Genomic DNA, 17,916 nt, shown 5'->3' with positions numbered 1-17,916 from the left:
TCGTGATCCTTGACCGCTATTTCGCCCGCCGGTTCATTCAGAGCTTTCTGGTCATCGGCGGCATTTTCCTGACCCTGCTGATTCTGATCGATCTGGTCGAGCAGGCCCGCCGTTTCGACTCGGAAAACCTGTCCTTTGGCACCCTGCTGCACCTGACCCTGCTGAATACACCGGCGGCGATCAGCGAAATGCTTCCGCTGCTGGTGATCCTGTCCACCATCGCGCTGTTTGTCGGGATGGCGCGCAGTTCCGAACTTGTTGTGACCCGTGCCATCGGACGGTCGGGTATCCGGGCGCTGCTGGCACCGGTGTCGCTGGCCGTAGTGATCGGCACCCTTGCAGTGGCCTTGCTGAACCCGATTTCCGCCGCCACATCCGAGGAGTTTCGGCGCCTGTCCGACACCTACAAGAACAAGGGCGAATCCGCCCTGTCCATCACCAGCGAAGGACTGTGGCTGCGGCAGGGTTCGGCGGACGGACAATCGGTCATTCACGCCCGCGGCACCACCAATGCCGACGCGCTGGAGCTGACCTGGGTGACGATCATCTCGTTTTCACCGGATGGCAAACCGACGCAGCAGATCGTCGCAGACCAGGCGCGGCTTTCAAACGGGTCGTGGGTCCTGTCCAACGCAAAGATCTGGTCTCTGGCCGATGACGTAAACCCGGAAGCCGCGGCCGAGGTCCACCGAGAGATCGAACTCCCGACCTCTCTGACGCGGCAACGCATTCTGGATACGCTGGGTCAGCAGGATTCGGTTTCGGTCTACGACCTGCCTCAACTGATCCGCGACCTCCGCGAGGCTGGGTTTTCCACCAAACAATACGAGGTCTGGCTGCAGGTTCAGCTGGCGCGGCCCTTCTTTCTGATGGCGATGGTGATGATCGGCGCGGCCTTTACCATGCGCCACGTGCGCTTTGGCGGCACCGGCATCGCCGTTCTGTCCGCCGTTCTGCTGGGCTTTGCCATCTATTTCGTTCGCAACTTTGCCCAAATACTCGGGGAAAACGGTCAATTGCCAATCATCGTCGCGGCCTGGGCGCCACCCTTTGCTGCCATTCTTCTGTCCCTCGGCCTTCTGCTTCATGCGGAGGACGGCTGATGCGGATCATATCCCACCTTCTGCTGTCAGGCGCCGTAGCGCTGGCATTGCCAACCGCTGCTGCGGCTCAGGCCCAGCCCGCCGCCGATCCGGCGCAGGATGTTCAGCAGCAAGACCAGCCCGCCCTGCTGGTGGCAGATGAGATTTTCATCACGCCCGAACGTGTGCTGGTGGCCGAAGGCAATGTCGAGGCCTTTCAGGGTGACGTCAAAATCACTGCCGATCGCATCACCTATGACCGCGAGAACGGCGCGCTGACGCTCGAAGGCCCGATCCGCATCGATCAGGCCGGAGCGACGACGATCCTGGCGGATTCGGCGGAACTGGATGACAGCATTCAGAATGGCCTGCTGATCGGCGCCCGGATGGTGTTCGACCAGCAGGTTCAGATCGCCTCGGTTCAGGCCACCCGCGCGGTGGGCAGATATACGCAGTTCAGCAAGGTCTCGGCCACTTCGTGCCATGTCTGCGCCAACGGCAAACCGCCGATCTGGCAGATCCGCGCCCGCAAGGTCACCCATGATCAGCTGGAACGGCAGCTTTATTTCGAGGGGGCGCAGCTGCGGGTGCTGGACGTGCCCGTCTTTTATTTCCCCTACCTGCGGCTGCCGGACCCGACCCTGGATCGCGCCACCGGATTTCTGGTGCCTTCAGTCCGGACCACATCGCAGCTGGGAACCGGCGTTCAGGTGCCCTATTTCATCAAGCTGGGCGATCACAAGGACCTGACGCTGACGCCCTATGTCTCGTCCAAGACCAAGACCCTTGGGCTGCGTTTTCGGCAAGCGTTTAAGAACGGCCGCATCCAGCTTGAGGGCGCCTATACCCGTGACGACCTGCAAGAGGGCGAGGACCGGGGATACCTGTTCGCCAACGGTTGGTTCAACCTGAACGACGGCTACCGGTTCCTGTTCAACATCAGAACCACGTCCGACGATGCTTATCTGGCGGATTACGGCCTGCCCGATCTTGACCGCCTGCGCAGCGAGGTCGCCCTTGAGCGGATCAAGCGCGACACCGCGTTCCGCACCAGTTTCATCCACTATAAAACTCTGCGCGACAGCGAAAACCAGGATGAAATCCCATCGCGAATTTTCGATCTGTACTACCAGAAACGCCTTTTCCCAACCTCCCTCGGCGGTGAGGTCCGGCTTAGCTTCATAACACACGCCCATGAACGCACCAGCGACGAGGACATCGTTGGCCGCGATATTGCTCGCGCAACCTTTGATGCGGAATGGTTGCGCAACTGGACCTTCGCGTCAGGCCTACGGGCCGAGGCGCGCGTGGGCACGTCCGTCGATACGTTCAACATCCGCCACGACAGCAATTTCCCCGATCAGGTGACCCGGGCCACCCCCCGCGCGGCACTGACGCTGCGCTATCCGATGCGCAAGCGGGAAACGTCCGGGGCGACCCAGATTCTTGAACCGATTGCCCAGGTCGGCTGGACACATGTGACCGACGACGATGTGCCCGACGACGAAAGCACCTTTCAGGAATTCGATCAGGGCAACCTTCTGTCACTGTCCAGGTTCCCTGCCCCGGACCAGCGCGAAGATGGCCTAACCGGTGTCATCGGCGTTAACTGGTCGCGCTATTCCGCGGGCAACTGGCGGGCTTTGGCCACGATCGGTCAGGTCTTTCGCGCCAATGCGGACCCCAATTTCAACCTGACCTCCGGTTTGCAGGGCACGACCTCGGATCTGCTGCTGGCCGGTCAGATTCAGACGCCAAACGGCTGGTCTCTGGCCGGGCGTGGCCTGCTGAACGGGGATTTCAGCTTTGCCAAGGCCGAACTCCGCGCCGCATGGCAGAAACCGACTGTGGGCGTCACCGGCAGCTATGTGTGGCAAGAGCCCGATCCGGCAGAAAACGTGGACGACGAGATTTCCGAGGTCTGGTTGACCGGACGTTACCTTGTCGATCAGAACTGGAACACAACCGCCCTGGCACGCTATGACCTGAGCGAGTCCGAACCGATCCGCTATGGGTTGGGGGTCACGTATCAGAATGAATGTGTGCAGGTTAACATGAACGTCAGCAGGCGCTTTACCTCATCATCAAGTATTGAGCCTTCGACAGAATTCGGCTTTACCGTAGCCCTGACGGGATATTCCGTTACCAGTGGCGGCCAACAGTACAAGAGAAGATGCAGTTGATTTCAGGTTTCACCAGTTTCCTTCGCTCCGGTTGGCTAAAACCGGTCGCCCCCGTGCTGTTCGGGGCAATGCTGGCCACGACGTCGCCTCAGGCCGATGCGCAAAGCTTGTTTTCGCCGGCGATCAAGGTCAATCAGGATATCATCACCTGGTACGAGTTGAGCCAGCGGCAACAGTTCCTGACCGCTCTGGGTGCGCCCGGCGCCTCCGATGAGGAAGTGCGCAATGCTCTGATCGACGACCGGCTGCGTCGGCAGGCCATGCGCGAGGCGGGGATTCAGGCCGCACCCGAAGACATTCAGGTCGGGATCGACGAATTTGCCGCGCGCGGGCAATTGTCGACCGATCAGTTCCTGCAATTGCTGGCCGATCAGGGCGTTGATCGCGAAACCGTCCGCGATTTCGTCGCCGACCAGATTACGTGGCGCGACTATGTCAGCGCGCGTTTCCTGTCGCAGGCCCGCCCGACCGATGACGAAATCAACCGCGCGCTGGGACAGACCGACGGCGGCGGCCTGCAGGTGCTGTTGTCCGAGGTCATCATCCCGGTGAACCAGCAGACCGTTGCTCAGGCGCAGCTTTTGGCAGAAGAAATCTCTGAGTTGGAAGGCTTTGATGCCTTTTCGGCGGCAGCAACGCAGTATTCGGCGGCCGCCACGCGCGACAACGGCGGACGGCTGGACTGGCTGAACATCTCAAGCCTGCCGCCGGCGTTGCAACCGGTGATCATCGGACTGAAGAACGGGGATATCACGCAACCACTGACTCTGCCCAACGCCATCGCCCTGTTCCAGATGCGCGGCCTGCGCGAGGTTGCGACAGGCACCACCCGCTATTCCGAGATCGACTATGCGATCTACAACATGCCCGGCGGCCGCAGCGCCGACACCCTGGCCAAAGCTGCCAAATTGAGGGAAGAGATCGACACCTGCGATGACCTTTATGGCATTGCCAAGGAGCAGCCCGCCGAAGTGCTGCAACGCATTCAGGCCAGCCCGAGCGAGATCCCCCGCGACGTAGCGCTGGAACTTGCCAAGCTGGACCTGAACGAAGTGTCCACAACGCTGACCCGCAACAACGGCCAGACGCTGATGTTCCTGATGCTCTGTACCCGTACCCGCGATCTGGGTGAAGAGACGACGCGCACGGATGTTGCCAACGCGCTTACCCAACAACGGCTCGAGGCATTTGCCAGCAGCCTGCTGGCACAGCTGCGCGCCGAAGCGACCATCGTCGAGCAATGACAGCCCCGATCGCGCTCAGCTGCGGCGATCCGGCTGGTATAGGCCCGGAAATCGCAGCCAAGGCGTGGTCGGACCTGCGCGACACCTGCCCGTTTTTCTACATCGGTGACGTCGCCCATCTGCCGTCCGATACACCGGTTGCGCGCATCTCGAACCCGTCAGAGGTTGCTGACGTCTGCGCCTCAGCCCTGCCGGTTCTGCAGCTGGACTTCCCGGCCCCCAACGTCCCGGGCCAGCCGGACCCGGTCAACGCGCCCTACGTCATCGACGCCATTGAACAGGGTGTCACGCTGGTGCAGTCCGGCGCCGCATCGGCACTATGCACCGCACCCATCCACAAGAAGGCGCTGATCGATGGGGCCGGGTTTGCCTATCCCGGCCATACCGAGTTTCTGGCCGCCCTCGCCGATCGCAAGCGGGTGGTGATGATGCTGGCCTCGGACCAGTTGCGCGTGGTGCCCGCAACCATCCACATCCCCCTGTCGCAGGTCCCTTCGGCCCTGACGCCGGACCTGCTGCGCGAGACGATTTCCATCACCGCCGAGGGCCTGCGCCGCCAGTTCGGCATCGCCCATCCCCGCATCGCAATAGCGGGCCTGAATCCACACGCGGGCGAAGGTGGTAAGATGGGGCGGGAAGAGCTGGACTGGATCGCCCCGCTGATCGAAGGCCTGCCCACCGACACCTATACGGTCACCGGCCCGCACCCGGCAGATACGCTGTTCCACGCCGCCGCCCGCACGCACTATGACGCGGCGATTGCGATGTACCACGATCAGGCGCTGATCCCGATCAAAACGCTGGATTTCGACCGCGGCGTGAACGTGACGCTGGGCCTGACCTTCATCCGCACCTCACCCGATCACGGCACTGCACTGGATATCGCAGGCAAGGGCATCGCCACCCCCACCAGCCTGATCGAGGCGCTGAAACTGGCCCAACGCATGGCACAAAGCTCTTGATCCTTCACCTGGCTCAAAATATCCCCGCCGGAGGCAAAAAATCTCTGGCGCATCAACCCCAGCCCGCGCCACGGTAACCGGATCATGAGCGCAATCGACAATCTCCCCCCTCTGCGCGAGGTCATCGCGACACACCAGCTCTCGGCGCGTAAGTCGCTGGGCCAGAACTTCCTTCTGGACCTGAACCTGACCGCCAAGATCGCGCGCCAGGCCGGAGACCTGACGGACTGCGACGTGCTGGAAATTGGCCCCGGCCCCGGTGGTCTGACCCGCGGGCTGCTGTCCGAGGGCGCGCGCAAAGTTGTGGCGGTGGAAAAAGACACCCGCTGCATCGCCGCCCTGAACGACGTCGCCGCTGCTTACCCCGGCCGGCTTGAGGTGATCAATGGCGACGCGCTGGAAATCGATCCGCTGGCGCACCTGACACCGCCGATCCGCATTGCGGCCAACTTGCCATACAACGTGGGCACCGAACTTTTGGTTCGCTGGCTGACTCCCCCCGAATGGCCGCCCTTTTGGCAAAGCCTGACCCTGATGTTCCAGCGCGAAGTGGCCGAGCGTATCGTCGCCCAACCCGGCAGCAAGGCCTATGGCCGCCTTGCCATCCTCGCCCAATGGCGGGCCGAGGCGCGGGTCGCCATGTCCCTGCCCCCCGGCGCCTTCACGCCTCCGCCCAAGGTCTCCAGCGCGGTGGTCCAACTGACCGCCCTGCCCGAACCGCGCTACCCAGCCGACGCCGCGACCCTGTCCCGCGTCGTTGCCGCGGCCTTCAACCAGCGCCGCAAGATGTTGCGAGCCTCATTGAAAGGCGTTGCCCCGGATATCGAAGATCGTCTGCTGGCGGCTGGTATCCAACCCACCGAACGCGCCGAGCAGGTCCCGCTCGAGGCGTTCTGCGCGCTGGCTCGCGAAGTCAAAAAAAGCTGAGCACAAAAAAGCCCCGGCAAAACCGGGGCTTTTGCAATTTCTGTACCAGCGCTTACTCGGCCGCTTCCGGCGCATCGCCGTCCGTCTTGGGTGCATCCTCGGCAGGTGCTGCTTTCGGCTTGCGTGCCCGTGGCTTGCGCGCAGGCTTTTCCCTTTTCTCCGGTGCCGGGGTGGGCTCGGCCCCTTTGCTTTCCGGCGTCTCAACCAAACCGCTTTCGGGTGCGGCCTCGGGCGTGCCGAAATCCATCACATCGGGCTGCGGCGCATCGGCCGGGTCCGCCTGACGGGCGGCGTCACGTTCCTGACGCTCGGCGCGTTCGCGGTCACGCTCGGCCTGACGCTCGCGATTCTGGCGCTCCTGCTCTTCGCGGCGCGCTTCGATCTCGCGCTGCGCTTCGCTCAGCAGGCGCAGGTAATGCTCGGCGTGCTGCTGAAAGTTCTCGGCCGCCACGCGGTCATTCGACAGCTGGGCATCGCGCGCCAGCTGGTTGTATTTGTCAATGATCTGCTGGGGCGTACCGCGCACCTTGCCTTCGGGACCCGAGCTGTCAAAAACCCGGTTAACAACGTTGCCGCCAGAAGGACGATTGCGGTTATTCTTGGCCCGCGAGCGGGATTTGGAAGATCTCATCTTACTTTACGTCAGCCTTGTCATTCGGTGCCGATAAGTCGCGTCCTGCACTGCTCAATGGCTTTAGCCGTCACGCGATGTCGACTTTTTTGGGCTTGGCGTCAGGGGCCCGCTGAAACAGCGTCAACCTCTCCGACTATCTCTGAGTAAGCATGTCCAGAGCGCGCAGACAAGAGGTTTGTCAGATAATTCGCAGCTTTTTTACATTAATCGGCGTTTTTCGGCCTCACCTGACGGCGTATTTACAGCATTCTGGCCAGAACAACACGATCACGGCCATCCAGATCGGGAATGATCCGCGTTTCGGCCAGGCCCGCGGCCTGGAACAGGGATGCGACGCTTTGACCCTGCGTTGGGCCAATTTCGACCAGAATTCGTCCCCCCGGCATCAGAAAATCCGGCGCCGAGGCTGCGATATGGCGGTACGCGCCAAGCCCGTCGCCCTCATCCGTCAGGGCCATGCGCGGCTCGTGCTCACGCACTTCGGGGGACAGGTCGTTCATTTCGGACAGCGAAATATAGGGCGGATTTGAAACGATCAGGTCGAATTCGCCTTCTATGTTCTCAAACCAGTCCGAGCGCAAAATCTCGGCCCTCTCCTGCACTTTGTGCTGCACCGCGTTGGCGCTGGCTTGCAGGCAGGCGGATTCGCTCAAATCCGCACCTACGCCCGAGGCGCTGGTACGCTCGGCCAGCAGCGTGATCAGAATACAGCCTGAGCCGGTGCCCAAATCCAGTACATGATCGAACGGTTCACTCAGCGCCGCTTCGATCAGTGTTTCGGTTTCGGGGCGTGGGTCCAGTACATCGGGGCTGACCCGGAACTGGCGGCCATAGAATTCACGCTCGCCCAGCAAATGCGACACTGGTACCCGAATGGCCCGCAATGAGATCAACTGGTCATAGCGCTCGGCAATTTCGGGCGAGAGTTCCTCGGGCGCGATCAGCGTGACGCGGCTGGCCTCGATCCGTGCGGCATGGGCCAGCAACACCCGCGCATCCCGTGCCGGATCGGCCACCCCTGCGGCCCGCAGGCGCGCGGTGGCGGCGACCATTGCCTGTGCGGCTGTTAACGCCGCAATCATTGTGCCATCTCCGCCAGCAGACGCGCCTGATCGTCGGCGGTCAGCGCGTCGATCACCTCGTCCAGATCGCCCTGCATCACCTGATCCAGCTTATACAACGTCAGATTGATGCGGTGATCGGTCATGCGGCCCTGCGGGAAGTTATAGGTTCTGATCCGCTCTGACCGGTCGCCCGAACCCACCTGACTGGCGCGGTCCGCCGAGCGTTCACTGTCGATCCGCTGGCGTTCCAGATCATAGAGACGCGTTTTCAGCACCTGCATCGCGATCTCTCGGTTACGGTGCTGGGATTTCTCGGAACTGGTCACCACCAGCCCCGTCGGAAGGTGTGTGATCCGCACTGCCGAGTCGGTGGTGTTCACGTGCTGCCCACCCGCGCCGGAACTGCGCATGGTGTCGATGCGAATGTCATTGGCGTCAATCTGGATGTCCACATCCTCGGCCTCGGGCAGAACCGCTACGGTGGCCGCCGATGTATGAATGCGCCCGCCGCTTTCGGTTTCGGGCACACGCTGCACCCGATGCACACCGGATTCGTATTTCATCCGGGCAAAGACATTGTCACCCTTGATATGGGCCACGACCTCTTTGATCCCACCGAGGTCCGAAGCCTGTTCTTCAATAATCTCGAACTGCCAGCCGCGCCCTTCGGCGTACCGCTGATACATGCGCAGCAAATCCCCAGCAAACAGCGCCGCCTCGTCGCCGCCCGTGCCGGGGCGGATTTCCAGCATCGCAGGCCGCGCATCGGCCTTGTCCCGTGGCAGCAATGCCAGTTGCAGGGCGTGCTCGGCCTGCGGGATGCGGGCCTGCAGGCCCGGAATTTCCTCTTCGGCCAGTTCTTTCATGTCCGGGTCGGCCAGCATGACCTCGGCCTCGGCCAGATCGGCGACCAGCTGCCGCCAGGCCATGATCTGATCGACCACCGGCTTGAGGTCCGAATACTCTTTGGCCAAGGCCGCAATATCCCCACCCGAGGCGCCATCGGCCATGGCGGCTTCGAGGTACTGGAATCGCTGGGTTATCTGTTCAAGGCGTTCTTCGGGGATCATCCGCGCGGTGTCTCTCAATCCGGGGCTTTGGTCAAGGCCCATCGCTGTGCTATGCTGACGCGTATGACACGTTTAGCGCTTGTTTTACTGCTGTGCGCGGCCCCTGCCATGGCTGATGTTGTCGGCCCCAAAGGCAAGGTTCAGGACTGTTATTGCACCGATAAATCGGGATCGCGTATAGAACTGGGCGAGATGATCTGCCTTCAGGTCGATGGACGCATGTTCACGGCCCAGTGTCAGATGTCGCTGAATGTACCGATGTGGCGCGAGGTGCAGGAGGGGTGCCTGTCGTCACGGTTGCAGAGCAGCCAACCACCCATCAACGCGATTTCGGTTTACCCCAAAATCTGAGCGTCCAAAACGTAGGCGGGCGTGGATACGCAGCGTGTCTCCCTCCTGTTGAACCGTGGTGTAATCGGGAAAGCCGATCACCTTGGTTCGGGTGATGTAGGTGACCATCCCTTTTTCAACAGAACCCGCCAGAACCGCCGTGCGTGGCGTCGCTTGGGCAATAGCGTCCAGTTTCGCCAGACCCTCAGGCCCGGTTTCCATCACCCGAAGCACACCACCTTTCATGTCCAGATCGGCCTTACCCACGGGTGCCACATGCCACGTCCCGGGGTCGGATGGGGCCAAACGAATATAGGCGCCCACAAGCACCACCAGACCAATGACCAGCCAAAACACCGTTTTCTTCATCCCGACCCCGTACTTTTCGCAAACAATATGCGCAATGACGCGTCGGACAAGATGACGATCCCCCTACCGTGACGTCACACCCGGCAGGATGCACAACATCTCGAACAACAGGTTCGCGGCGGTTAGCGCCGTGTTGCCCGTGGGATCATAGGGCGGAGAGACCTCGACCAGATCGCACCCCACCACATTCAACCCGGCCAGCGCGTGGATCAGTTGCAGCGCTTGCGGTGTTGTCAGTCCGCCGATCTCGGGCGTTCCGGTGCCGGGCGCGAAAGATGGATCAAGGCTGTCGATGTCATACGAGATATAGACGGGGTGATCCCCGACGGTTTTTCGGATTTGCGAGCCGATCTCGGTCAGGTTTTGCTGCCACAGCTCCCACGCAGGGAACTGGCGGAAGCCCCAACCCTTGGCCTCGGTGAAATCGCTGGCCGCATAGCCCGAGCCGCGAATGCCGATCTGAAAGGTCTTGTCGGCGACAATTAGACCCTCTTCGTAGGCGCGGCGGAAGACGGTGCCGTGGGTTTCCTTCTCGCCGAACATCTCGTCATTCACGTCCGCATGGGCATCCACATGCACCAGCGCCACCGGACCGTGCTTGGCAGCAATCGCCCGCAGAATCGGCAGGGTGATCGAGTGATCGCCGCCCATCGCAACAGGCGTTACCCCCTGTGCCAGAATGGCATCATAGCTTTCTTTGATAATTTTCAGACTTTCAGCCAGCGAGAAGGTATTGATCGCCAGATCGCCGATATCCGCGATTTGCAGACTGTCGAACGGAGCCGCTGAATTGGCCATGTTATAAGGCCGGATCATCGCGCTTTCGCTGCGGATTTGTTTCGGCCCGAATCGCGTGCCTGATCGCCATGAGGTTCCGATATCCATCGGAATACCCAGCACGGCCACATCCAGCCCGGCCAAGGTATCCGCCTGCGGCAGGCGCATGAAGGTGTTCGGCCCCGAAAACCGCGCCAGATCATTGCCGCTGATGGGTTGGTTAAACTCTGTCATGCCCGTATGTCTCCCGTCCGGCCTTTTGGTTAACCTGATAGCGGAAAGATGGCTAACCAATGGTTAAGGCACCAGCTTGTTCCACCCCAAAAGGCAAACAATCTGGGTCGCCACATGGGCCCCGGCAATCGCGGTCGCGCCGGACGTGTCGTAGGGCGGAGAGACCTCGACCACGTCACCGCCCTTGATGTTGATCCCGGCGATGTCGCGCAGGATAATCTGCGCCTGGATCGAGCTTAACCCACCCCAGACGGGCGTGCCGGTGCCGGGGGCAAAAGCAGGGTCCAGACCGTCTATGTCAAAGCTCAGATAGACCGGACTGTCGCCCAGAATGCCTTTGATCTTCTGCGCTACGGCCGCGGGTCCGGATTCGTAAACCTCGCGCGCGTCGATGATGTTGACGCCCAGCGTGTCCTCGTTGGTGGTCCGGATGCCGACCTGAACCGAGCGTTTCGGGTCCACGATCCCCGACTTTACCGCCTTGTAGAACATGGTCCCGTGATCCACGCGGGTCATGTCGTCATCGGCCCAGGTGTCGGTATGGGCATCGAATTGCAGCAGCGACATTGGGCCGTATTTCTCGGCATAGGCTTTGAGGATCGGGAAGCTGATATAGTGATCCCCGCCCAGCGAAACCGAGGCCACATCGGCCGCCAGAATGGTGCGGATATGGTCGGTCAGCGTGTCGGGAAAGGCCGGAATGTTGGCATAGTCATAGGCCACATCGCCATAGTCCACGATAGCCAACTCACTGAGCGCGTCAAAGGGCCAACCATAGGGCGCGTCCGGTGATTGCAGCGCGCTGGCCTCGCGGATGGCGCGCGGTCCCAGCCGGGTGCCGGGGCGGTTGGTAACCGCCTGATCGAACGGCACACCGGTCACGGCAATATCAACACCCTTCAGGTCCTTGGTGTAAAGCCGCCGCAGAAACGAGGTAGCGCCGCCAAAGGTGTTCTCGAATGACAACCCTTTGAGGTCCGGATTGGTGAACGCCTCATCCACCTGATTTTTTGCGTCTTCCAGTGCCATGTCTTTCCCCTATCAACCCAGCGGCTGCGCCTTTTCCACGATCCGTGCAAAGAACGAAGCCCCCACCGGCGCGATCTCGTCGTTGAAATTGTATTTCGGATGGTGCAGACCAGCTCCCTCGCCCTGCCCAAGGAACAGATAGGCGCCCGGTCTAGCTTGCAGCATGTACGAGAAATCCTCGGCCCCCATCTCGCGACCCGCATTGGCAGTCACGCGGTCAGCGCCTGAGATTTCGCGGGCCACGCCAGCGGCGAAACCTGCCTTTTCAACGTCGTTGATCGTGGCGGGATAGTTCACCTCATAGTCCAACCGCGCCTCAACCCCGTAGGATGCCGCCTGCCCCTGCACGATCTGCTCCATCCGTTCCATCACCATTTTTTGCACGGTGGGATCAAAGGTACGCACGGTGCCGTTGATATAGGCAGTATCCGGGATCACGTTGTTCACCGTACCGGTGTGGATCTGCGTGACCGAGATCACCAGATCGTCCAGCGCGTAATTGTTGCGGCTGACAATGGTCTGAATCGCCTGCGCAATACCGCAGGCCGCCATCACCGGATCGCGGGTTTCATGCGGCATGGCTCCGTGCCCGCCGACGCCCTGAATGTGAACCTCGAACGTATCCACGGCTGCCATGATCGGGCCGGGTGTGGTCTGAAAGGCGCCTTCGGGATTGCCCGGCGCGTTGTGCAGCGCATAGACCTGAGCGATGTCGAACCGGTCCATGATCCCCTCTTCGACCATTACACCTGCGCCACCGCCATCTTCCTCGGCGGGCTGAAAGATCAGTGCCACGCGGCCTGCGAAGTTCCGCGTCTCGGCCAGATAACGCGCGGCGCCCAACAGCATCGTGGTGTGCCCGTCATGACCGCAGGCGTGCATCCTGCCGGGGTTCTTCGAGGCGTAGTCAACACCCGTCTCCTCGGGGATCGGCAGCGCATCCATGTCGGCGCGCAGGCCGATGGTCGGCCCCTCACCCTGCCCGTTGATGATGGCCACGATGCCCGTTTTGGCGATACCTTCATGCAATTCATCCACCCCAAACTCGCGCAAACGCTCGGCGACAAAGGCTGCCGTTTCAAAGCACTCGAACTCCAGTTCAGGGATCGAATGCAGGTGCTGACGCCATGCGGCCATATCGGCGGCAAAATCAGCAATTCGGTTGACGACGGGCATCTGGGGTGGACTCCTGATCCTGACTGCGGAATGGATGCATCTGACACCGGAACGAAAGGGTTCGCAATGGCCGAAAATCCTCTGATCCATGACAGCGATGCGGGTATCGAGCGTCTGCTGGAAATCATGCGCCGCCTGCGCGACCCGCAAACAGGCTGCCCGTGGGATATCGAACAGGATTTCGCCACTATCGCCCCCTATACGATTGAGGAGGCCTATGAGGTCGCCGACGCCATCGAGCGCGAGGCCTATGACGAGCTGAAGGGAGAGTTGGGCGACCTGCTGTTCCAGTCCGTCTTCCACGCGCAGATGGCTGAAGAGGCCGGGCATTTCACCTTTCAGGACGTGGTCCGCACCATGTCGGACAAGATGGTCGACCGTCACCCGCACGTGTTCGGCAACGAATCCCGCGACAAATCGGCTGATCAGCAGACCGTGGACTGGGAGACCATCAAAGCCGCCGAACGTGCAGGCAAGGAACAGAAAGGCGCGTTGGACGGCGTTGCGGCCAACCTTCCCGCCCTGCTGCGCGCGCACAAGCTGCAGAAACGCGCCGCCCGTGTCGGATTCGACTGGCCCGACGCCAGCCACGTGCTGGCCAAGATCACCGAAGAGGCCGCCGAACTGGAAGAGGCCCGCAACAGCATGGACGCCGACGCGCTGGAGGATGAATTCGGCGATCTGCTGTTCGTGATGGTCAATCTGGGCCGCCATCTGGGGATCGAGCCCGAGGCCGCGCTGCGGCGCACCAACGCCAAGTTCACCCGCCGGTTCGAACAGGTCGAAGCACGGCTGGCCGCGCGGGGAAAAACCCCGTCTCAAAGTGACTTGGCCGAAATGGACGCGCTGTGGGACGAGGTGAAAACCGAGGAACATCGCGCCAACGGCAAACTCCCGCCTGTGGACGCCGCAACAGGGGCCTGAAACCGCTGGACAAGCGCGGTGACACTTGCGAGTGTCCGCGCTTCAAGACCCCGGAGGGATAGCATGGCACCCCGCAAAATCATCATCGACACCGACCCAGGACAGGACGACGCTGTCGCCATCCTGCTGGCGCTGGCCAGCCCGGAAGAGATTGATGTTCTTGGGATCACTGCCGTCGCCGGCAACGTGCCGCTGGAACTGACCGCCAAAAACGCGCGGATCGTCTGTGAACTGGCCGGACGCACGGATGTTCCGGTCTTTGCCGGGTGCGACCGCCCGCTGAACCGGCCTCTGGTCACTGCGGAACATGTGCATGGCAAGACCGGGCTGGATGGGCCCGTCCTGCCCGATCCGCAAATGCCTCTGGCCGAGGGCCACGCGGTTGATTTCATCATCGACACCCTGCGTGGGCATGAGCCCGGAACCGTGACGCTCTGCCCGCTGGGGCCGCTGACAAATATCGCCACCGCCTTTCAGAAAGCGCCCGACATCGTTGATAGGGTTCAGGAAATCGTGCTGATGGGCGGGGCGTATTTTCAGGTTGGAAACATTACCCCGGCGGCGGAATTCAACATTTACGTTGATCCCGAAGCCGCTGAAATCGTTTTCAAATCCGGCGTTCATATCGTGGTGATGCCGTTGGACGTGACCCATGACGCGCTGGTCACCAAACACCGCAATGACGCGTTCCGCGCATTGGATTCAAAAGTCGGTCATGCGGTTGCCGAGATGACGGATTTCTTCGAGCGGTTCGACATTGAGAAATACGGCTCCGAGGGCGCGCCGCTGCACGATCCCTGCGTGACCGCCTATCTGATCCGCCCCGAGCTGTTCTCGGGCCGTCACATCAACGTGCAGATCGAAACACAGTCGGAACTGACAATGGGCATGACCGTCGCCGATTGGTGGCGCGTCACGGACCATGCACCCAACGCCATGTTCATGGGTGAAATCGATGCCGACGGATTCTTTGACCTGCTAACAGAAAGGCTGGCCCGCCTATGAGCGCCGCACTGAAACTCGCCCGCCCCTCAGACCTGGATCGCCTGATGGGGCTGGTCACCGCCTTTCACGCCGAGACAGGTATCGAACAGGATATCGATCAGACCCGCAACGCGTTGGCCCCCCTGCTAGAGGGCATACCACACGGTTGCATCTACCTGATCGGACCCGGTCGCGCGCCGCTGGGCTATATCGTCCTTACCTTCGGCTGGTCGGTCGAGTTCGGCGGCATGGACGGATTCGTCGACGAGATTTACATCCGCCCCGCCGTCCGGGGCCGCGGGATCGCGACCGAGGTGCTGCTGGACCTGCCCAAAGCCCTTGCCGGGGCAGGTCTGACCGCGTTGCATCTGGAAGTCGATCGTAGCAACGAAGTCACCCAGAAGCTGTATCTGCGCACCGGTTTCAGACCGCGTGAGCGTTACATGCTGATGTCCAGAAAGCTCTGACGAACGTCCCCATCACGACCGCAAAGACCCATGATCGGTTCAATCGCTCCTAGCGGGACTCGCCGCGGAAGACATATGTAGGCATGTCCATATCCTGAACCGGATCATTCGCAGACACCGGATCACCGGTTATCGGGTAAGTGCCCGGCCCTGCGCAGGCCGCCAAGAATACAGTGCTGATCACTGAGGCTACGAGAAGGAATTTCGAACCAGTCATGGTATGCTCCTTTCTGCAATGCCGTCACAATAGGTCAGCTCAATTTGATACAAATAGGAAAAAGTTCACACATAACCTGATTTATGTCGGCCATGAATCCGCTTTATGAAAAAGCAGTCGCCTTTTCAAAATGTTACGCAAAAAATTTTTTTGACCGCGGCCCGTTTTATCCGAGCCTGCCCGCCAGTTCCATAAAATCTTCGGCGAAAATATCCCAATTCCCTTCGGCCTGCAGATAATGGGCTTGGGACGGCCCGCACTCGGTCGGGCGGGCCACAAAAGCGGTTTTCAAACCTGCCTGCCGGGCAGCGTACAGGTCATTGTTATGCGCAGCGACCATCATGACCTGATCGGGGGGCAGACGCAGCGCGGCACAACTGGCCAGATAGACTTGTGGCTTGGGTTTGTAGGTCTTGGCGATCTCGGCCCCCAAGATGCAGTCCCAGGGCAGTCCGCCATATTTCGCAAGCCGGGTCATCAGCGCGATCGAGCCGTTGGAACAGGGCGCGATGATCCTGTTGTGCTTTAGGGCCTGCAATCCAGGCACTACGTCAGGCCAGGGGTCCAGCCGTTCCCATGCGGCGGTCAGATCGGCGGGATTTGGGGGCGTGACGCCAAAACGAGTGGCGACGACCTCAAGGTTTTCGCGGTGCAGGTCATCCAGAGGAACATAGCCCCTGCCCCCTTCACGAATGGCCGCCATCGAGGGGTCGTACTCAGCCCGCCACGCATCGGCGAATTCCAGGGCGTCCAGATCCGGCAGAACCGCTGCCACTTCGCGTGCGATCGAACTGCGCCAGTCAACGCAGGTACCGAACACGTCAAAGATCAGCGCTTCTACCATGCCCAGCCCTTCATCCTGACATGCCCTGCCTGGTTTCAGGCAGGGCTGTTTTTTGCCGGATCAGCGCTTGAGGATCGAAGCCCCGGCAAATTCCGCAACCTCGCCCAGCGATTCCTCGATGCGGATCAGTTGGTTGTACTTGGCCAACCGGTCCGACCGCGCCAGCGAGCCGGTTTTGATCTGACCGCAATTGGTGGCGACGGCCAGATCGGCAATGGTGGCGTCCTCGGTCTCGCCCGAGCGGTGCGACATAACGTTGGTATAGCGCGCCCGGTGCGCCATATCCACGGCGCGCAGGGTTTCGGTCAGCGAGCCGATCTGGTTCACCTTAACCAGCATCGAGTTGGCGCAGCCGCGCTCGATCCCTTCCGCAAGACGCTCGGGGTTGGTCACGAACAGATCGTCGCCCACCAGTTGAACCTTGTCGCCGATCGCGTCGGTCAGGGCCTTCCAACCGTCCCAGTCATCCTCGGACATGCCGTCTTCGATCGAGATGATCGGATAGTCGTTGACCAGCGCCGCCAGATAGGCCGCGTTTTCGTCCGAAGTCAGGCTTTTGCCCTCACCCGACAGAACGTATTTGCCGTCCTTGTAATATTCGGTCGCGGCGCAGTCCAGCGCCAGGTGGATTTCCTCACCCGGCTTGTAGCCGGCCTTTTCAATGGATTTCAGAACAAAATCCAGCGCTTCGCGGGTGCTGGCGATGTTCGGGGCAAAGCCGCCCTCGTCACCGATCCCGGTGCTGAGACCTGCGGCGGACAGTTCTTTCTTCAGTGTGTGGAAAACCTCGGACCCCATGCGTACTGCCTCGCGGATATTCGCGGCCGAGGTCGGCATGATCATGAATTCCTGAATATCGATCGGGTTGTCGGCGTGTTCGCCGCCATTGATGATGTTCATCATCGGCACCGGCAGAACCCGCGCCGAGGTGCCGCCGACATAGCGGTACAGAGGCTGCGTGGTGAAATCCGCCGCTGCCTTGGCAGTGGCAAGTGAAACACCCAGAATGGCGTTTGCGCCCAGACGGCCCTTGTTTTCGGTGCCGTCCAGTTCGATCATTGCCTCGTCGATGGCAACTTGCTCGGTTGCGTCGAAGCCCACCAGTTCCTCGGCGATCTCACCGTTCACAGCAGCGACGGCTTCCAGCACGCCCTTGCCCATGTAGCGGCTTTTGTCACCGTCGCGCTTTTCCACCGCCTCATAGGCACCGGTCGATGCACCCGAGGGCACCGCCGCGCGGCCCATGGTGCCGTCTTCCAGGATCACGTCCACTTCGACGGTCGGGTTGCCCCGGCTATCCAGAATCTCGCGCGCGTGAATGTCGATGATGGTGCTCATGAGGCCCGTCCCTGTGGCTGAAAACAATTGCACGCCTCATAGCATCATCGGGTAAAAAGTA

General features: G+C 61.1%; 17 protein-coding genes. 8 read left to right on the top strand and 9 right to left on the bottom strand.

The genetic code is table 11. From position 1 onward, the window contains the following. Nucleotides 1-2 precede the first annotated feature (2 nt). The 5 genes from lptG to rsmA all read left to right on the top strand — a co-directional run bounded on the left by lptG (nucleotide 3) and on the right by rsmA (nucleotide 6,398). Nucleotides 3-1,103 (top strand): LPS export ABC transporter permease LptG, encoded by a 1,101-nt coding sequence (gene lptG, locus ACOQFT_RS13450; protein ID WP_421598410.1) that lies wholly within the window; start codon nucleotides 3-5, stop codon nucleotides 1,101-1,103. Then, entirely contained in the window at nucleotides 1,103-3,265 is a 2,163-nt protein-coding gene (locus tag ACOQFT_RS13445; RefSeq protein WP_421598409.1) for an LPS-assembly protein LptD, read from the top strand. Before lptG ends, ACOQFT_RS13445 begins: the two co-directional genes overlap by 1 nt. Continuing rightward, complete coding sequence (locus ACOQFT_RS13440) at nucleotides 3,256-4,509, top strand: peptidylprolyl isomerase (RefSeq protein WP_421598408.1); 1,254 nt, start codon at nucleotides 3,256-3,258, stop codon at nucleotides 4,507-4,509. Before ACOQFT_RS13445 ends, ACOQFT_RS13440 begins: the two co-directional genes overlap by 10 nt. Next, nucleotides 4,506-5,471, top strand: a complete 966-nt coding sequence (gene pdxA, locus ACOQFT_RS13435; RefSeq protein ID WP_421598407.1) for a 4-hydroxythreonine-4-phosphate dehydrogenase PdxA — start codon at nucleotides 4,506-4,508, stop codon at nucleotides 5,469-5,471. The genes ACOQFT_RS13440 and pdxA overlap by 4 nt, the downstream gene beginning before the upstream one ends. Before the next feature lie 84 nt (nucleotides 5,472-5,555). Next, nucleotides 5,556-6,398 (top strand): 16S rRNA (adenine(1518)-N(6)/adenine(1519)-N(6))-dimethyltransferase RsmA, encoded by an 843-nt coding sequence (gene rsmA / locus ACOQFT_RS13430; protein WP_421598406.1) that lies wholly within the window; start codon nucleotides 5,556-5,558, stop codon nucleotides 6,396-6,398. 52 nt (nucleotides 6,399-6,450) lie between these two features. On the opposite strand, the gene ACOQFT_RS13425 is transcribed toward rsmA, so the two are convergent. From ACOQFT_RS13425 to ACOQFT_RS13395, 7 genes are all read right to left on the bottom strand, one after another. Continuing rightward, nucleotides 6,451-7,029 (bottom strand): DUF4167 domain-containing protein, encoded by a 579-nt coding sequence (locus ACOQFT_RS13425; RefSeq protein WP_421598405.1) that lies wholly within the window; start codon nucleotides 7,027-7,029, stop codon nucleotides 6,451-6,453. Nucleotides 7,030-7,271: 242 nt separating this feature from the next. Continuing rightward, on the bottom strand, nucleotides 7,272-8,114 hold the full coding sequence (prmC, locus tag ACOQFT_RS13420; protein WP_421598404.1) for a peptide chain release factor N(5)-glutamine methyltransferase: 843 nt from the start codon (nucleotides 8,112-8,114) through the stop codon (nucleotides 7,272-7,274). Continuing rightward, a complete protein-coding gene (prfA, locus tag ACOQFT_RS13415; RefSeq protein ID WP_421598543.1) occupies nucleotides 8,111-9,166 on the bottom strand; it encodes a peptide chain release factor 1 in 1,056 nt (351 codons plus the stop codon). The genes prmC and prfA overlap by 4 nt, the downstream gene beginning before the upstream one ends. A gap of 291 nt (nucleotides 9,167-9,457) precedes the next feature. Then, on the bottom strand, nucleotides 9,458-9,865 hold the full coding sequence (locus ACOQFT_RS13410; protein ID WP_421598403.1) for a DUF1499 domain-containing protein: 408 nt from the start codon (nucleotides 9,863-9,865) through the stop codon (nucleotides 9,458-9,460). Nucleotides 9,866-9,928: 63 nt separating this feature from the next. Beyond that, nucleotides 9,929-10,876 (bottom strand): agmatinase, encoded by a 948-nt coding sequence (gene speB, locus ACOQFT_RS13405; protein ID WP_421598402.1) that lies wholly within the window; start codon nucleotides 10,874-10,876, stop codon nucleotides 9,929-9,931. A 63-nt stretch (nucleotides 10,877-10,939) separates the two neighbouring features. Continuing rightward, nucleotides 10,940-11,905: an agmatinase gene (gene speB, locus ACOQFT_RS13400; RefSeq protein ID WP_421598401.1), complete on the bottom strand. Its 966-nt coding sequence runs from the start codon at nucleotides 11,903-11,905 to the stop codon at nucleotides 10,940-10,942. Nucleotides 11,906-11,917: 12 nt separating this feature from the next. Further along, nucleotides 11,918-13,081: a M20 aminoacylase family protein gene (locus ACOQFT_RS13395; protein WP_421598400.1), complete on the bottom strand. Its 1,164-nt coding sequence runs from the start codon at nucleotides 13,079-13,081 to the stop codon at nucleotides 11,918-11,920. A gap of 66 nt (nucleotides 13,082-13,147) precedes the next feature. Between ACOQFT_RS13395 and mazG the strand changes: the two genes are divergently transcribed. The 3 genes from mazG (at nucleotide 13,148) to ACOQFT_RS13380 (ending at nucleotide 15,456) form a co-directional block, all read left to right on the top strand. Further along, complete coding sequence (gene mazG, locus ACOQFT_RS13390) at nucleotides 13,148-14,005, top strand: nucleoside triphosphate pyrophosphohydrolase (protein WP_421598542.1); 858 nt, start codon at nucleotides 13,148-13,150, stop codon at nucleotides 14,003-14,005. 63 nt (nucleotides 14,006-14,068) lie between these two features. Then, nucleotides 14,069-15,010, top strand: a complete 942-nt coding sequence (locus ACOQFT_RS13385; RefSeq protein ID WP_421598399.1) for a nucleoside hydrolase — start codon at nucleotides 14,069-14,071, stop codon at nucleotides 15,008-15,010. After that, nucleotides 15,007-15,456 (top strand): GNAT family N-acetyltransferase, encoded by a 450-nt coding sequence (locus tag ACOQFT_RS13380; protein ID WP_421598398.1) that lies wholly within the window; start codon nucleotides 15,007-15,009, stop codon nucleotides 15,454-15,456. The genes ACOQFT_RS13385 and ACOQFT_RS13380 overlap by 4 nt, the downstream gene beginning before the upstream one ends. Before the next feature lie 383 nt (nucleotides 15,457-15,839). On the opposite strand, the gene ACOQFT_RS13375 is transcribed toward ACOQFT_RS13380, so the two are convergent. Beyond that, a complete protein-coding gene (locus ACOQFT_RS13375; RefSeq protein WP_421598397.1) occupies nucleotides 15,840-16,517 on the bottom strand; it encodes a haloacid dehalogenase type II in 678 nt (225 codons plus the stop codon). 60 nt (nucleotides 16,518-16,577) lie between these two features. Beyond that, nucleotides 16,578-17,855, bottom strand: a complete 1,278-nt coding sequence (gene eno / locus ACOQFT_RS13370) for a phosphopyruvate hydratase (RefSeq protein WP_421598396.1) — start codon at nucleotides 17,853-17,855, stop codon at nucleotides 16,578-16,580. Nucleotides 17,856-17,916 lie beyond the last annotated feature (61 nt).

The sequence above is a fragment of the Ruegeria sp. MALMAid1280 genome, from assembly GCF_049195285.1.
In the GTDB taxonomy this organism is placed as follows: Bacteria; Pseudomonadota; Alphaproteobacteria; order Rhodobacterales; family Rhodobacteraceae; genus Ruegeria.
This window is presented reverse-complemented; position numbering and strand designations above follow the sequence as displayed.

Excerpts from the sequence above, each read along its gene's own strand:
- pdxA (WP_421598407.1), top strand. The coding sequence starts at position 4,506 with ATGACAGCCCCGATCGCGCTCAGCTGCGGCGATCCGGCTGGTATAGGC.
- ACOQFT_RS13375 (WP_421598397.1), bottom strand. The coding sequence starts at position 16,517 with ATGGTAGAAGCGCTGATCTTTGACGTGTTCGGTACCTGCGTTGACTGG.
- ACOQFT_RS13380 (WP_421598398.1), top strand. The coding sequence starts at position 15,007 with ATGAGCGCCGCACTGAAACTCGCCCGCCCCTCAGACCTGGATCGCCTG.
- ACOQFT_RS13395 (WP_421598400.1), bottom strand. The coding sequence starts at position 13,081 with ATGCCCGTCGTCAACCGAATTGCTGATTTTGCCGCCGATATGGCCGCA.
- ACOQFT_RS13445 (WP_421598409.1), top strand. The coding sequence starts at position 1,103 with ATGCGGATCATATCCCACCTTCTGCTGTCAGGCGCCGTAGCGCTGGCA.
- eno (WP_421598396.1), bottom strand. The coding sequence starts at position 17,855 with ATGAGCACCATCATCGACATTCACGCGCGCGAGATTCTGGATAGCCGG.
- speB (WP_421598401.1), bottom strand. The coding sequence starts at position 11,905 with ATGGCACTGGAAGACGCAAAAAATCAGGTGGATGAGGCGTTCACCAAT.
- ACOQFT_RS13425 (WP_421598405.1), bottom strand. The coding sequence starts at position 7,029 with ATGAGATCTTCCAAATCCCGCTCGCGGGCCAAGAATAACCGCAATCGT.
- speB (WP_421598402.1), bottom strand. The coding sequence starts at position 10,876 with ATGACAGAGTTTAACCAACCCATCAGCGGCAATGATCTGGCGCGGTTT.
- ACOQFT_RS13385 (WP_421598399.1), top strand. The coding sequence starts at position 14,069 with ATGGCACCCCGCAAAATCATCATCGACACCGACCCAGGACAGGACGAC.
- ACOQFT_RS13410 (WP_421598403.1), bottom strand. The coding sequence starts at position 9,865 with ATGAAGAAAACGGTGTTTTGGCTGGTCATTGGTCTGGTGGTGCTTGTG.
- prmC (WP_421598404.1), bottom strand. The coding sequence starts at position 8,114 with ATGATTGCGGCGTTAACAGCCGCACAGGCAATGGTCGCCGCCACCGCG.
- rsmA (WP_421598406.1), top strand. The coding sequence starts at position 5,556 with ATGAGCGCAATCGACAATCTCCCCCCTCTGCGCGAGGTCATCGCGACA.
- mazG (WP_421598542.1), top strand. The coding sequence starts at position 13,148 with ATGGCCGAAAATCCTCTGATCCATGACAGCGATGCGGGTATCGAGCGT.
- prfA (WP_421598543.1), bottom strand. The coding sequence starts at position 9,166 with ATGATCCCCGAAGAACGCCTTGAACAGATAACCCAGCGATTCCAGTAC.
- ACOQFT_RS13440 (WP_421598408.1), top strand. The coding sequence starts at position 3,256 with ATGCAGTTGATTTCAGGTTTCACCAGTTTCCTTCGCTCCGGTTGGCTA.